This is a genomic window from Flavobacterium sp. (assembly GCF_025352015.1).
In the GTDB taxonomy this organism is placed as follows: Bacteria; Bacteroidota; Bacteroidia; order Flavobacteriales; family Flavobacteriaceae; genus Flavobacterium.
This window is the reverse complement of record NZ_JANXUG010000077.1, coordinates 1-13,353: the sequence shown is the minus strand read 5'-3', so window position 1 is coordinate 13,353 and position 13,353 is coordinate 1. Positions and strand designations below refer to the sequence as shown.

The 13,353-nt window shown below is 33.9% G+C and carries 14 protein-coding genes and 1 pseudogene; 7 read left to right on the top strand and 8 right to left on the bottom strand.

Annotation, left to right across the window (positions count from 1 at the left end):
• Window positions 1–416, bottom strand: a 416-nt coding sequence (gene trmB / locus Q0Q96_RS07670) for a tRNA (guanosine(46)-N7)-methyltransferase TrmB (protein WP_293873219.1), incomplete at its 3' end; no start/stop codon positions are given.
• 86 nt (window positions 417–502) lie between these two features.
• Here trmB and Q0Q96_RS07665 point away from each other — a divergent pair.
• Window positions 503–1,567, top strand: coding sequence for a glycosyltransferase (locus Q0Q96_RS07665; RefSeq protein ID WP_293873217.1), 1,065 nt, complete (start codon window positions 503–505; stop codon window positions 1,565–1,567).
• On the opposite strand, the gene Q0Q96_RS07660 is transcribed toward Q0Q96_RS07665, so the two are convergent.
• Both Q0Q96_RS07660 and Q0Q96_RS07655 read right to left on the bottom strand, forming a co-directional pair.
• A complete protein-coding gene (locus Q0Q96_RS07660; protein WP_293873215.1) occupies window positions 1,541–2,584 on the bottom strand; it encodes an ATP-binding protein in 1,044 nt (347 codons plus the stop codon). The two genes, Q0Q96_RS07665 and Q0Q96_RS07660, sit on opposite strands and share 27 nt — an antisense overlap.
• Window positions 2,585–3,268: a response regulator transcription factor gene (locus Q0Q96_RS07655; RefSeq protein ID WP_293873213.1), complete on the bottom strand. Its 684-nt coding sequence runs from the start codon at window positions 3,266–3,268 to the stop codon at window positions 2,585–2,587.
• 270 nt (window positions 3,269–3,538) lie between these two features.
• On the opposite strand from Q0Q96_RS07655, the gene Q0Q96_RS07650 reads away from it, so the two are divergent.
• From Q0Q96_RS07650 to Q0Q96_RS07640, 3 genes are all read left to right on the top strand, one after another.
• Window positions 3,539–3,856 (top strand): T9SS type A sorting domain-containing protein, encoded by a 318-nt coding sequence (locus Q0Q96_RS07650; RefSeq protein ID WP_366069171.1) that lies wholly within the window; start codon window positions 3,539–3,541, stop codon window positions 3,854–3,856.
• Between the two features lie 103 nt (window positions 3,857–3,959).
• Entirely contained in the window at window positions 3,960–5,696 is a 1,737-nt protein-coding gene (locus Q0Q96_RS07645; RefSeq protein ID WP_293873211.1) for a T9SS type A sorting domain-containing protein, read from the top strand.
• A 106-nt stretch (window positions 5,697–5,802) separates the two neighbouring features.
• On the top strand, window positions 5,803–6,783 hold the full coding sequence (locus tag Q0Q96_RS07640) for an acyl transferase (RefSeq protein WP_293873221.1): 981 nt from the start codon (window positions 5,803–5,805) through the stop codon (window positions 6,781–6,783).
• Here the strand turns inward: Q0Q96_RS07640 and tyrS are convergent.
• Together tyrS and Q0Q96_RS07630 are read right to left on the bottom strand one after the other, a co-directional pair.
• Window positions 6,776–8,071, bottom strand: a complete 1,296-nt coding sequence (tyrS, locus tag Q0Q96_RS07635) for a tyrosine--tRNA ligase (RefSeq protein ID WP_293873209.1) — start codon at window positions 8,069–8,071, stop codon at window positions 6,776–6,778. The two genes, Q0Q96_RS07640 and tyrS, sit on opposite strands and share 8 nt — an antisense overlap.
• A 326-nt stretch (window positions 8,072–8,397) precedes the next feature.
• Window positions 8,398–8,589 carry a hypothetical protein gene (locus tag Q0Q96_RS07630; RefSeq protein WP_293873207.1) on the bottom strand — a complete coding sequence of 64 codons (192 nt, stop codon included), beginning with the start codon at window positions 8,587–8,589 and terminating at the stop codon, window positions 8,398–8,400.
• A gap of 365 nt (window positions 8,590–8,954) precedes the next feature.
• Here Q0Q96_RS07630 and Q0Q96_RS07625 point away from each other — a divergent pair, with 365 nt between their 5' ends.
• The gene (locus Q0Q96_RS07625; RefSeq protein WP_293873205.1) at window positions 8,955–9,953 is read left to right on the top strand and encodes an NAD-dependent epimerase/dehydratase family protein; all 999 of its coding nucleotides are present in this window, start codon (window positions 8,955–8,957) and stop codon (window positions 9,951–9,953) included.
• Here the strand turns inward: Q0Q96_RS07625 and Q0Q96_RS07620 are convergent, their stop codons facing one another.
• Genes Q0Q96_RS07620 through Q0Q96_RS07610 form a run of 3 tightly spaced genes read right to left on the bottom strand, consistent with a single transcriptional unit; the run spans window position 9,954 to window position 12,421 of the window.
• Window positions 9,954–10,340: a DUF4296 domain-containing protein gene (locus tag Q0Q96_RS07620; RefSeq protein ID WP_293873203.1), complete on the bottom strand. Its 387-nt coding sequence runs from the start codon at window positions 10,338–10,340 to the stop codon at window positions 9,954–9,956.
• Between the two features lie 7 nt (window positions 10,341–10,347).
• Window positions 10,348–11,688, bottom strand: coding sequence for a dihydroorotase (locus Q0Q96_RS07615; protein ID WP_293873201.1), 1,341 nt, complete (start codon window positions 11,686–11,688; stop codon window positions 10,348–10,350).
• A 7-nt stretch (window positions 11,689–11,695) separates the two neighbouring features.
• Window positions 11,696–12,421, bottom strand: a complete 726-nt coding sequence (locus tag Q0Q96_RS07610) for a polyprenol monophosphomannose synthase (protein ID WP_293873199.1) — start codon at window positions 12,419–12,421, stop codon at window positions 11,696–11,698.
• A 106-nt stretch (window positions 12,422–12,527) separates the two neighbouring features.
• Between Q0Q96_RS07610 and Q0Q96_RS07605 the strand changes: the two genes are divergently transcribed.
• Complete coding sequence (locus Q0Q96_RS07605; RefSeq protein ID WP_293873197.1) at window positions 12,528–13,202, top strand: DUF4271 domain-containing protein; 675 nt, start codon at window positions 12,528–12,530, stop codon at window positions 13,200–13,202.
• A 10-nt stretch (window positions 13,203–13,212) separates the two neighbouring features.
• Window positions 13,213–13,353 (top strand): annotated as a pseudogene (locus tag Q0Q96_RS07600) (uroporphyrinogen-III synthase); the annotation flags it as partial.

The following is a 13,353-nucleotide window of genomic DNA, read 5'->3' as shown; positions in this document are numbered from 1 at the left end:
GTCATTCGGTGTTTGGTGCGTTTGTATTTGATTTGCGGATCGGGAAAAGTAATCCATATTTCGTCTACTTCATTTTCGGCAAATATAAAATTGATTAACTCAATTTGGGTTCTTACAAAAGCTACATTGTACATCCCATTTTCAAGAGCGGTTTTCGCGCCACGCCAAAATCGAGCACCTTTTATGTCAATACCGATAAAGTTTTTTTCTTGACACCTTTCGGCTAAACCTACTGAATATTCTCCTTTGCCACAGCCTAACTCAACGATGATTGGATTGTTGTTTTTGAAAAAATCTGAACTCCATTTTCCTTTTAATGAAAATTCTCCACATACAACTTCTTCCCTTGTTGGTTGAAAAACGTTTTCAAAAGTTTCGTTTTCCTTAAACCGCTTTAATTTATTCTTACTCCCCACAAACTTAATTTTTTGGTAAAATTAAGGAAATATAAACTATCCGAAATCTTTTTTACTTTGCAATGTTAAATTCGTAATTTCACTACTTGAAAAAATCTGAAAAAAACATTCTTGTAGCACCGCTGAATTGGGGTTTGGGTCATGCCACGCGCTGCATTCCTATTATTCGTGAGTTGGAGAAAAATGGTTTTACACCCGTTTTGGCTTCCGATGGTGTTGCATTGCAAATACTTCAAAAAGAATTTCCGCATTTACAAGCTTTGGAATTGCCGTCATACGACATTGAATATGCCAAAAATGGTGCCGATTTTAAATGGAAACTCATCAAGAACATTCCAAAAATGATTGACACTATTTTATCTGAAAAGAAAATCGTCAAAAAATGGATTCAGGAATATAATCTTTGCGGTATTATTTCAGACAATCGTTTGGGCGTTTATAATAAAGAAATTCCGTGTGTGTTTATGACGCACCAATTGAATGTTCTCTCTGGAAAAACAACTTGGATTTCGAGCCAATTGCATCAACATTTCATCAAGAAATTTACCGAATGCTGGATTCCTGATCTAGAAAAAAACTCTAATCTGACTGGAAAACTGGGCCATCTAAAAAAACATAAACTCAACTTAAAATACCTTGGCCCATTAAGCCGATTGGAGAAGAAAGCGTTGCCTATTCAATATGATTTGATGATACTACTTTCTGGTCCCGAGACACAGCGCACGTATTTGGAACAAAAACTCAAAAATGAAATTTCTTTATTTGGCGGAAAAATACTATTCGTAAAAGGTGTACTTGAATCGGAACAAAAAATAGAACCGGAACAAAATGTAACCTATTACAATTTTATGACAACGCAAGAAATTGAAACTGCAATCAACGAAAGTGAAATGGTGCTTTGCCGCTCTGGTTACACCACTATTATGGACTTAGCAAAACTAGGAAAAAAGGCTTTTTTCATCCCAACACCAGGACAATTTGAACAAGAATATTTAGCAAAAAGATTGAAAAGAAAAAACTTTGTACCGTATGCAAGGCAAGAAGATTTTGTAATTGAAAATTTGCAAGAAATCAAATTATACAAAGGATTACCTCAAGTAGAAAAAGAAATACATTGGAAACAATTATTTATCCTTTTCGAGGGTAAATGAAAATTCGGAACTTTTGCCAAATTCACTTTCGATATAAATTTTTTCGCCGTGGGCTTCTATTATGTGCTTTACAATAGACAGACCAAGACCAGAACCGCCTTCGCTTCTTGCACCACTTTTATCCACTCTAAAGAAACGTTCAAACAACCGCGGAAGGTTGTGCTTTTCTATTCCTTCACCATCGTCCCGAATTCTGACAATAATTTTGTCGTCTATTAGATCTTCGATAGTTACCTCGGTGGTTCCATTTTCTTTACCATATTTTATGGAGTTCATCACAAGGTTTGAAAGTACTTGTTGAATTTTTTCTTGATCGGCAAAAACATTTACGGCTCTGCTGTAACGCCTGTCAAACATTAATATAATGTTTTTTTTATCGGCGGTCATTTCGAGTAAATCAAATACACTTTGAATCAGTTCTACTATATTGAACTTTGAGATTTCAAGATTGACATCTCCCATTTCAAGTTTAGAAATCATGTCTAAATCTTCTACAATATATACTAATCGCTCAACACCTTTCTCGGCACGTTCTAGATATTTTTTTCGAACACTTTTGTCGTTTAAAGCGCTGTCAAGAAGGGTAGAAAGATAGCCTTGTACTGTAAATAATGGTGTTTTTAATTCGTGAGACACATTGCCTAAAAATTCTCTACGGTATTCTTCTCTAACTCTTAAGGTTTCTATTTCGAGTTTTTTATCGGTAGCAAATTTTTTAACCTGTTGGGTTAAGGTTGCCATATCGGTTGTGATGGGTTGATTTCGAAACGAAGTTAATTCGAGTAGGGAAACATCGTCGTATATTTTTTTTACTCTTTGATAAATGAATCGTTCGACACGATATTGAATTACAAAAAACGAAAAAACAGCAATTGATAATCCAAAAACCAATACCATTAGTGCGGAAAACTTAAGAAAAAACCTTAACAAAATAGCTAGAAAACCTGTCGAAAAAACGGTAATATATAATGCTGAAACTAATGCAAAGGTGTATGTTTTCTTGAATTTAATTTTCATTTACACTTCTAGTTTGTAGCCAACACCTTTGATTGTTTTAAATAAGTCTTCTCCAATTTTTTCGCGGAGTTTTCTAATATGAACATCTATGGTTCGTCCTCCAACAATGACTTCACTTCCCCAAACTTTATCTAAAATTTCTTCTCGTTTAAAAACTTTTCCAGGTTTTGAAGCTAAAAGGTAAAACAATTCAAATTCTTTTCTGGGAAGTATAATTTCCTTATTGTCTTTGATAATTTTATATTCTTCTCTATTAATTTCAATACCGCCAACATTGAGTGTTTCAGAGGCATGCTCATCACTTTTCAACCTACGTAATAAGGCTTTGACTTTACTGACCAATAATTTTGGTTTGATGGGTTTTGTAATATAATCATCGGCACCAGCTTCAAAACCAGCTACTTGAGAATAATCTTCGCTTCTTGCTGTCAAAAAAGCAATGATAACGTTACTCATTTCTGGAAGTTTTCTAATGTTTTCGCAAGCTTCCATACCGTCCATTTCAGGCATCATCACATCCATAATAATGAGCTGCGGCAACTCTTTTTTGGCTTTGATTAAGGCCTCTTTCCCATTAGCAGCGGTTACAATTTGATATCCTTCTTGAGTAAGATTATAACCTACAATCTCTAAAATATCTTGTTCGTCATCTACTAATAAAATTTTAATGTCTTTCTTTTTCATAATGGACACAATTATTTTGTGATTGTAAATGTAAAGATAATTTAAAAATGAAATGATAAATGAAATTCGAGTTAACAGTAATTTAATCTCTTAACAATTAGATAATAAGTTAATAATACAGAGAATTTAGATAACAACAACTTTACATAACAATATTTTTTTTGTAATTAGAATCAAATGTTAAATCATCCGTAAAAATATTTATGATTTTAATATCTTGGTATACTATTTGAAATGTTTTTTATACATTTGTAATAATAAAAAATTGTAATGATGACTAAAAACTACTTTATTCTACTTTTTATTTTTTTCTTGTTCACACATGCTATGACAGCACAAGAAGGTAAACAACAAAGCAATGATTGTTTAGGATTTTATCCTAACCCTGTTGACAGTGGTAAAATCTATATTACCTCAAAAACCAATAATGATAAAGACGTTATTATTTTTGATGTCTTAGGAAAAAAAGTATTGCAAACCACGATTTCCTCACGAGAACTAAATATAACTTCAATTCCTCCTGGAGTTTACATCATAAAAATTACCGAAGGAGAAACCACTGCTACTAGAAAACTTATTATCAGATAGTTGTTATTGTTGAGGTAACAAAATTTTAACCATTTTTTTAAGTTTATTTTTTTTACGAAAAGAATTTGTGCTTATATTTGTAAGCTAATTAAATTTAAAAAAAATGAAAAAAATTTACTCTTTATTATTATTGGTTATTTCTTCAGTGTCATTTGGTCAAACCCTTTACTCTGAAAACATGGGTGTTCCCACAGCAACGACAACCGTTGCAAGTTACATAACAGGAACAGCACCAGCTACTTTTCAAAATAGTTCTCCTATTGTTTATTCAGGAAACGGAGATATTAGAGTGTCTTCGGCATCATCAACCTACACAGGTGCATCAGGAGGCGGAAATGCATATTTAGCTGCTACAGCTGGAAAATATTTTCAAATTGACGGAATAAATACAACTGGTTACACCTCTGCAAATCTGCGATTATCATTTGGTTATTTAACGGCTTTATTTGCCACAGTGCAAGTGGTTGTAGAATACAGTACCAACGCGAGTGCGGCAACTCCTACGTGGACTCCAATAACCTTTACAAATAACACAAGTGCTTCTTGGACTTTAGTTTCTATACCAGGTGGAATTTTGCCTGTTTCTTCAACGTTGTCGTTACGTTTTTCGCAACCGGCAGTTTTGGGTCAAATTAGAATTGACGATGTAAAAGTTATTAATTTTAATCCTGCATGTACATTAGTTTTAGGAACTACAAATACAGCTTGCGATGCTGTAACGTCTGGAATAGATACGTACACTACAACAATACCATACACTGGTGGCGGAACTGGAACTTACACCATTACTTCTTCTGCAGGGACAGTTGGTGGAGATAATCCAAATACAGTTGCAGCTGGAAACATAATTATTACTGGTGTTTCTGAAGGAATTAATATAAATGTATCTATTACAAAAGGGGTATGTTCTTATCCGGTTAGTGTAACAGCTCCAGAATGCAAAATTGTAAACACTTTACCTTATAGCGAGTCTTTTCCTTATACAGTAGGTAATGTTTTGGGAGCTGAACAGAAATGGACCAATTTTAATAGCGGTGATTTTGTTACAGTTGCAGCAGGTAGCTTGACTTATACAGGTGTTAGCTCTACTGGAAATTCAGCGACTTTTTCTGGAACAGGAGCAGAATGCTCAACGTCATTTACACCAACAACGTCTGGTACTCTCTATACTGCTTTTTTAATGAATGTTAGTGATTTAACAAATGTAACTGATGGAAGTTCTACCTACATTGCAGCTGTAACAGGTACTTCTAATTCTAATTATAAAGCCAATCTTTTCGTTAAAAAAGTAGGTACTCAATATCAAATTGGTTTTGACGCTGCATCAACTACTACCAATTATAATGCTACATTAAGAAATGCTGGCGATGTGGTATATGTTGTTATTGGATATGATTTTAGTTCAAACTCATTATCTTTATGGTTAAATCCTACTAATGGTGCCTCACCTACTTTAGGTGTAAATCCAGCGGTAGCTTTTACAACTTTGGGAGGTTTTACTTTGCGTCAAGATACTGCCACTACAACTCCAACAATGATTATTGATGAATTAAGAGTTGTTACTTCATTGAGTGCTTTAAATTTGACACTTGGAGATAAACAAAACACTATAGCAGGTTTGAATATATATCCAAATCCAGTTTCTAACGGAACATTATTTATAGAAACAGCTGCTAATGGTGCTAAAACAGTAACTGTATTTGACGTATTAGGAAAACAAGTTATGAATGCTACAACTACTGACAATTTTATAAATGTGTCTAGTTTGCATACTGGTATTTACATTGTATCTATTACTGAAGAAGGAAAAACAGCTTCAAGAAAATTGATTATCAACTAATTTAATTGTTATATATCAAAGCTCTAACGAAAGTTAGGGCTTTTTTTGTAAACTACTTTCTAGGTTTGAAACTATGAAAGTGTTACTTATATTTGTAAAAAAAGCATTGATAAACGCTCAAAACATATTCACCATTTCTTCGCAAAAGCAATTTGAAAAAATAGCATTGAAGATTTTTCGATTTCAATATGAAAACAGCTTGGTATATAAGGAGTTTTGTGATTTTTTAGATACCGATATTCAAATTGTAAAATCGCTTCAACAAATTCCGTTTTTGCCCATTCAATTTTTTAAAAGTCATAAGGTAGTATCCAATAACGATAGTGTACAGGAAACTTTTACCAGCAGTGGCACCACCGGAATGCTTACCAGCAAACACCTTGTGACCAATGTTTCCTTATATGAACAAAGTTATCGAAATGCGTTTTCAACGTTTTATGGAAACATTGAAAACTATGTGGTCTTAGCATTACTCCCATCCTATTTAGAACGCAGTAGTTCGTCTTTGATTTACATGGTAAAAGATTTGATAGCGCATTCAAACAATGAAAACAGTGGCTTTTATTTGCATAATTATGATGAATTAATTGTAAAACTCATTGAATTAGATAAGTCCGGAGAAAATTTACTTCTAATTGGAGTAACTTATGCTCTGTTAGATTTGATAGACCAACAAAATTTCCAACTCAAAAACACCATCATCATGGAAACTGGTGGCATGAAAGGCAAACGCAAGGAAATGATTCGGGAAGAATTACATGAAGTTCTTTGCAATGGTTTTGGTGTTCAAACGATTCATTCAGAATATGGCATGACCGAACTTTTGTCACAAGCCTATTCGTTGGGCAACGGAATTTTTGAATGTCCATCGTGGATGCAACTCTTAATTCGCGATACTGAAGATGCACTAACTATAATTGATAACGGAAAAACTGGCGGTGTAAATGTTATTGATTTAGCCAATATCAATTCGTGTTCTTTCATCGCTACACAAGATTTAGGGAAAAAATATGCTAACAATTCGTTTGAAATACTTGGACGTTTTGATAATTCTGATATCAGAGGTTGTAATTTGATGGTTATATAGCCTTTATTACAAAATAATTTTTCTTGCCGCGTTGCAACAACACGAACTTATTGTTGATCAAATTGTTTGAAGTCAATTGAAATTCTTCGGTTACTTTTTCTTTATTAACGGCAATCGAATTTTCTGCTAAAGCTCTTCTGGCTTCACCATTAGATTTTAAAAATCCTGATTTTTCGTTCAACACCGCAACGATATTGATTCCGTTTGCAATCTCGTTTCTCGAAATTTCTGCTTGCGGAACACCCTCAAAAACTTCTAAAAAAGTAGCGGCATCTAATTGCTTTAAATCCTCTGTAGTGGCGTTTCCGAATAATATATTGGAGGCTTGAATGGCTTTGTTCAATTCGGATTTTCCATGAACTAATGTGGTGACTTCTTCGGCTAATCTTCTTTGCAATACTCTTATATGTGCCGCTTGCTTGTGATCAGCAATCAAATTATCTATAACTTGTTTGTCTAAAAAGGTAAATATCTTGATGTATTTTTCTGAATCTTCATCGGTAGTATTGAGCCAAAATTGGTAAAATTTGTATACCGAAGTCTTATCGGCGTCGAGCCAAACATTTTCTCCTTCGGATTTTCCAAATTTTGAACCATCGGCTTTGGTGATTAACGGACACGTTAGTGCAAACACCTTGGCTCCTTCGCCGTTCATCTTTCTGACGAGCTCTGTTCCTGTGGTTATATTTCCCCATTGATCTGAACCGCCCATTTGCAGGACGCAATTGTGGGTTTTATACAAATGATGAAAGTCGTAGCCCTGAATTAATTGATAGGTAAACTCGGTAAAGCTCATTCCTTCGCCGTCTGCGGTCAATCTTTTCTTTACAGAATCTTTAGACATCATGTAGTTTACCGTGATTCGTTTTCCTACATCGCGAGCAAAATTGATAAACGAAAAATCTTTCATCCAGTCGTAGTTGTTTACTAAAAGTGCCGCATTGGGTGTTGTTGCATTAAAATCTAAAAAGCGCAATAAAACTGCTTTGATTCCGGCTACATTTTTTTTTAAGGTTACTTCATCCAGTAGGTTTCTCTCATCTGATTTACCTGACGGATCGCCTATCATCCCTGTGGCTCCGCCTATTAACGCGATGGGTTTGTGCTCAAAGTTGCCCAAATGAACTAACAGTATAATGGGGACTAAACTTCCTATGTGCAACGAGTCGCTTGTGGGGTCGAAGCCGATATAAGTGGTGGTCATTTCTTTTAGGAGTTGTTCTTCGGTGCCGGGCATCATATCATGAATAAGGCCACGCCATTGTAGTTCTGCTACTAAATTTTTCATTTTATACTTGGTTTATTCTGGTGCGTTAAATTATTTTGATTTTGAGTGGCAAAGATAACAATTGTATTGGCACTGGCAATTGTAACGTTTAGTATGCGTTGTTGGTTGTTGGGTTTTGGTTATTGTAGCGAGAAATATTCCCGTTGCAGTGTGTAGTTTCCTCGTTGCAGTGAGTAGATTTCTCGTTGCAGTGAGTAGTTTGGGTTTAGAAATGTGTCAAGTTTTTTTAGGAGATGACAGTTTGTCTTTTCCTGAAATAGGTTGTCAACTTTTGTTGTCAAATTGTTTATCAAAAATATGGATTTGTAATTGGACTATTGATAAGTTTAGAAAAAATATTTTCTGTCGATTCTTTTAATTGCCTCTAAAATAAAAATGGTTTCACTCAAGTAAGCTTCTATTTTTCCTGATATTATAGCCTGATTTATTTGAAAATATATGTCTCTCAAAGAATCTTTTGGAAAGTTTTGAGGAGTTGCTATTTTCCTCCAAATGTTAGAGTCAAAAGTTATTTTCATTTAGTGCTGTTTTTAAAATGTTTGCCAACTCGTATATACACGTTACAAAGTAGCAATTTTTGCACCCAAAATTGGGTGGATTGACGGTACTCAATAGCGTATTATTTTAAAATATATAAATTATTTTACAAATCATCAAAGGGGCTTTATAATTGCTGACTACTTTTGCACTAATTGAGCTATCTCTTTTGGAAGTTTTATCTTTTGTGATTAAGACTTCAACACTTGTAAAAGTAATGTTATAGCTGCAAAAGCACTTTGCTGAAAGTAGCAGGATGTTTGCAAAAAAAGGGGTTTCAAAAAAAGTTTTTTTAAATTGGTTTGTTAAGTGCATTTTTTAATTATTGAATTTGTAAATTCGCAATATGGTACTAGTCACAGGCGGAACAGGTTTAGTTGGGGCACATTTGTTACTGCATTTGGCAGAAAATGAAGCAGCTGTTCGGGCTATTTACAGAGAGGTTGCGTGTATTGAAAAAACGAAAGCACTTTTTACATTGTATCAAAAGGAGTCCTGGTTTTCGAAAATTGATTGGGTTGAGGTTGATATTATTGATGTTCCTTCGCTAGGCGTGGCTTTTGAAAATGTAACGAATGTTTATCATTGTGCTGGTTTGATTTCTTATGATCCTGATGATGAAAACGCGCTTCGAAAAACCAATATTGAAGGCACTGCCAACATTGTGAATTTATGTTTGGACTACAACATAAAAAAACTTTGCCACGTGAGTTCTATGGCGGCGCTTGGCGATAGTAAACCAAATGAAAACCAAATAACGGAGGAAAACGAATGGAATCCTGAAACGGCGCACAGTGATTATGCCATTTCTAAATATGGTGCCGAAATGGAAATTTGGCGCGGTCAACAAGAAGGTTTAAACGTTGTTATTGTAAATGCAGGCGTTATTTTTGGTGCTGGTTTTTGGCATCAAGGAAGTGGTTTGTTTTTTTCGGCTGTAAAAAAAGGATTTCCTTTTTACACCAATGGCTCGACTGGATATGTTGGCGTGTTTGATGTGGTGAAAATCATGATTGGACTGATGGAAAGTTCTATTGTAGGCGAACGATTTATTACTGTGGCTGAAAATATTTCGTTTAAAGAAATCATTTTTGAAATTGCCGAAAATTTGAATACCAAGAAACCCACAATTGAAACTTCTCTATGGTTTTTGAACACGGCATGGCGACTGGACTGGTTGGTTTCTAAAATTTTTAAAACCAAAAGGAAGTTGTCAAAATACAGTGTTGCCGCTTTGCTACACGACGATAAAATTTTGAATACCAAAATAAAAAATGCTCTGAATTTTGAATTTCAAAGCATGGCTAGTGTGATTAAAGAAGTTGCGGTTTTGTATGACGCTTAATTACTGCACTTGAGGCGCATCGGGACTTGGTGGTGTGCTTTGATTTTTTTTGTTTCCGTCTATTTTTTTTGTTTCTTCGTCTACTCTATTTTTTACCTCTTCGAACATTTTTTTATATTCTTCGATATCAGCAGCATAATATTTATTGCTTTTGAGCAGTTGGATGCTGTCTATTTTATATTTTTTATAAATGTATTCGTTGGGTTTTTTACTGCTAATTCCTCCAGCAATATTTTGAGATTTAATAGATTCAAGTAACGACATATCGTATAAAATGGAAATCATTTTATCTTTCTCGATTAAGTTTTTGGGCTTTTCTAAACTACTATTATTACAACTTAAAATTGTAAACAGGAATAAAATTATAACTGCATTTTTTCTCATCATTATTTTTTTATCTGTCGAAAAGTAAACGCATTCCAAAAGGAGTTTCTTTTACTTTAAAATTTTGATAGACCAATGTGCCGTTGACAAAAGTATGTGTAATTCTGGATTTAAAATTGTATCCTTCAAAGGGTGACCAACCACATTTTGCCAAAATATTTTCTTTTTTTACATTCCAAGGCAATCCTGGATTTACAATCACCAAATCGGCATAAAAACCAACTTTGATAAAACCTCTTTTTTCAATTTTGAAAATCTTTGCTGGGTTGTGACACATCTTTTCGACTATTTTTTCGACCGAAATTTTACCTTGATGATTGGCTTCAAACATGGCAACGACAGCGTGTTGCACCAAGGGTCCTCCAGAAGGTGCTTTGGTATAGACTTGCTTTTTTTCTTCCAAGGTGTGAGGCGCATGATCTGTGGCAATAACATCTATTCTGTCATCAAGCAAAGCTTCCCACAAGGCTGCTCTGTTATTAGCTGTTTTTATGGCAGGATTCCATTTAATCAAATTGCCTTTGGTTGCATAATCTACGTCTGAAAACCAAAGATGGTGAATGCAAACTTCGGCGGTGATTTGCTTTTCTTCTAAAGGGATTTTATTGGTAAACAACTCTAATTCTTTGGCAGTCGATAAATGAAAAACATGCAAACGAGCACCCGTTTTTTGAGCCAAATCGATGATTTTTACCGTTGATTTGTAACAGGCCTCGACGCTTCTGATTTCGGGATGGAACTTAACGGGTATGTCATCGCCAAACTGTAATTTGAATCTTTCTAAATTCTCTTTCACCGTATTTTCGTCCTCACTATGAACTGCAATCAACAGTTTAGTATTTGAAAATATTTTTTCTAATGCTTCAGAACTATCTACCAACATATCGCCAGTTGATGAGCCTAAAAAGAGTTTCAGTCCTGCTACATTTCGAGGATTTGTTTTAAGAATTTCTTCCAAATTATCATTGGTGCCACCCATCATAAAAGAAAAATTGGCATAGGAAGTCTTTGCAGCAATTTTATATTTTTCTTCTAATATTTCTTGTGTTACGGCATTAGGAACGGTATTGGGTTGTTCTATATAGGAGGTAATTCCACCTGCAACAGCAGCTTTACTTTCTGAAGCTATATCGCCTTTGTGTGTTAATCCTGGTTCACGAAAATGCACTTGATCATCAATAGCTCCAGGAATTAAATAGCTTCCTTCAGCATCAATAATTTTACAATTAGAATGTTTTGGGCTTATGGACGCTGCGATTTCAACTATAAATTCGTTTTCAATCAAAACATCGCCTTCAAAGATAGTTCCTTCGTTTACTATTTTGGCATTTTTAATTAAAACAATGTTCATATTTAAGTTATAAACGGTTTAAAAATTTTCTAAATCTCAAGTAAATCACCCCAAAAACAGCTTCTTTAATAATGGCTCCGCTCATTTTAGATTGTCCTTTTGTCCTGTCTGTAAAAATTACTGGCACTTCTTTTATGCTAAAATTTTTAGCAAAGACTCTATATTTCATCTCTATTTGAAACGCATAACCGATGAATTTTATTCTGTCTAAATTTATTTTTTCTAATACATTTCTCTTATAACAGATAAATCCAGCAGTGGCATCCATGATTTTCATTCCCGTAATCATGCGCACATAAACCGATGCAAAATAAGAAAGCAATACTCGGCTTAAAGGCCAATTTACAACATTTACGCCCGTTACATATCGTGAACCAATGGCCAAATCGGCTCCGTTTTTTTGGCAGGCTTCGTATAATTTTTCTAAATCATTTGGGTTATGCGAAAAATCGGCATCCATCTCAAAAATGTATTCATACTGATAATTTAATGCCCATTTAAAACCGTGAACGTAAGCAGTTCCAAGACCTGATTTTATGTTTCTTACCGATAAAAATAATCGATCTGGAAATTCGTTTTGAAGTTTGATCACTGTTTGTGCTGTTGTATCGGGTGAGTTGTCATCTACAATTAGAACATGAAAGTTTTTTTGTAAAGAAAACACAGCGCGGATAATGCTTTCGATGTTTTCAATTTCGTTGTAGGTAGGAATAATTACAATGCCGTCGCTCATATTTTACAGTCAATCTTTGTTGCAAAAATAAACTTTTTATCAGCGCAGTATCTTAATAATTTTATAATAAATTAACAAATAAAAAATCAGTAATTTTGTCCAGATTATGATAGAAATTGTTTTACAGCCGCGAGTTTTAGAGCCAAAGGATTGGGCAACATATCTTTTTATATTTAGTTTCGCTTTAATTGCAATTGCCAAAACGGCTTTTGAAACGCGGTTTAGTGATTTTTTACGGGTGTTAATTTCAGATAAATACATTAGAGTATACAAAGACCCGTCGCATTTAATGAGCGGCTTTAACATTCTTTTATTTTTTGTTCAAATTATTTCGTTTTCCTTTTTTATACAATTAGTTTTAAGTCATTTCTTTGCTTTTTCTAAAACAGATTGGATATTATTTTTAAGGATTTTTACTTTTTTCGGAGTATTCATTCTCTCAAAATTTTTGATTGAAAAAATTGTTGCAACTTTTTTTAATATCGAAGAGTTTGCAGAACAATTTAATTTGCAGAAAGTAAGTTACCGAACTTTTATTGGCGTCGCTTTATTGCCCATTACTGTTTATTTGTTTTATAGCAGTTCATCATCAAATATTTCATATTACTGCATTATTAGTGTGATTTTGGCAATAAATGTATACACTTATCTTATTTCCTTGAAGATTTATCAAAACGTACTCATAGGTAAGTTGTTTTATTTTATTTTGTATCTTTGCACTCTTGAAATAGCCCCCTACTATTTTATATATTATTTGATTACAAAAAATTTAGCACATTAGAATGTCAAATTTGAAAGTGAAAACAATTTTGGTGTCACAGCCAGAACCAAAAGTAGAGAATTCTCCTTATTTTGAATTACAGCAAAAGCATAAGGTAAAGATTGATTTCCGATCATTTATACATGTAGAAGGTGTAAGCGCAAAGGATATC

What these genes read in the sequence shown, in the direction of transcription:
- Q0Q96_RS07650 (WP_366069171.1), top strand. Translation starts at nt 3,539, where the DNA reads ATGATGACTAAAAACTACTTTATTCTACTTTTTATTTTTTTCTTGTTC.
- Q0Q96_RS07605 (WP_293873197.1), top strand. Translation starts at nt 12,528, where the DNA reads ATGATAGAAATTGTTTTACAGCCGCGAGTTTTAGAGCCAAAGGATTGG.
- Q0Q96_RS07660 (WP_293873215.1), bottom strand. Translation starts at nt 2,584, where the DNA reads ATGAAAATTAAATTCAAGAAAACATACACCTTTGCATTAGTTTCAGCA.
- Q0Q96_RS07620 (WP_293873203.1), bottom strand. Translation starts at nt 10,340, where the DNA reads ATGATGAGAAAAAATGCAGTTATAATTTTATTCCTGTTTACAATTTTA.
- Q0Q96_RS07655 (WP_293873213.1), bottom strand. Translation starts at nt 3,268, where the DNA reads ATGAAAAAGAAAGACATTAAAATTTTATTAGTAGATGACGAACAAGAT.
- Q0Q96_RS07645 (WP_293873211.1), top strand. Translation starts at nt 3,960, where the DNA reads ATGAAAAAAATTTACTCTTTATTATTATTGGTTATTTCTTCAGTGTCA.
- Q0Q96_RS07615 (WP_293873201.1), bottom strand. Translation starts at nt 11,688, where the DNA reads ATGAACATTGTTTTAATTAAAAATGCCAAAATAGTAAACGAAGGAACT.
- Q0Q96_RS07610 (WP_293873199.1), bottom strand. Translation starts at nt 12,421, where the DNA reads ATGAGCGACGGCATTGTAATTATTCCTACCTACAACGAAATTGAAAAC.
- Q0Q96_RS07625 (WP_293873205.1), top strand. Translation starts at nt 8,955, where the DNA reads ATGGTACTAGTCACAGGCGGAACAGGTTTAGTTGGGGCACATTTGTTA.
- tyrS (WP_293873209.1), bottom strand. Translation starts at nt 8,071, where the DNA reads ATGAAAAATTTAGTAGCAGAACTACAATGGCGTGGCCTTATTCATGAT.
- Q0Q96_RS07630 (WP_293873207.1), bottom strand. Translation starts at nt 8,589, where the DNA reads ATGAAAATAACTTTTGACTCTAACATTTGGAGGAAAATAGCAACTCCT.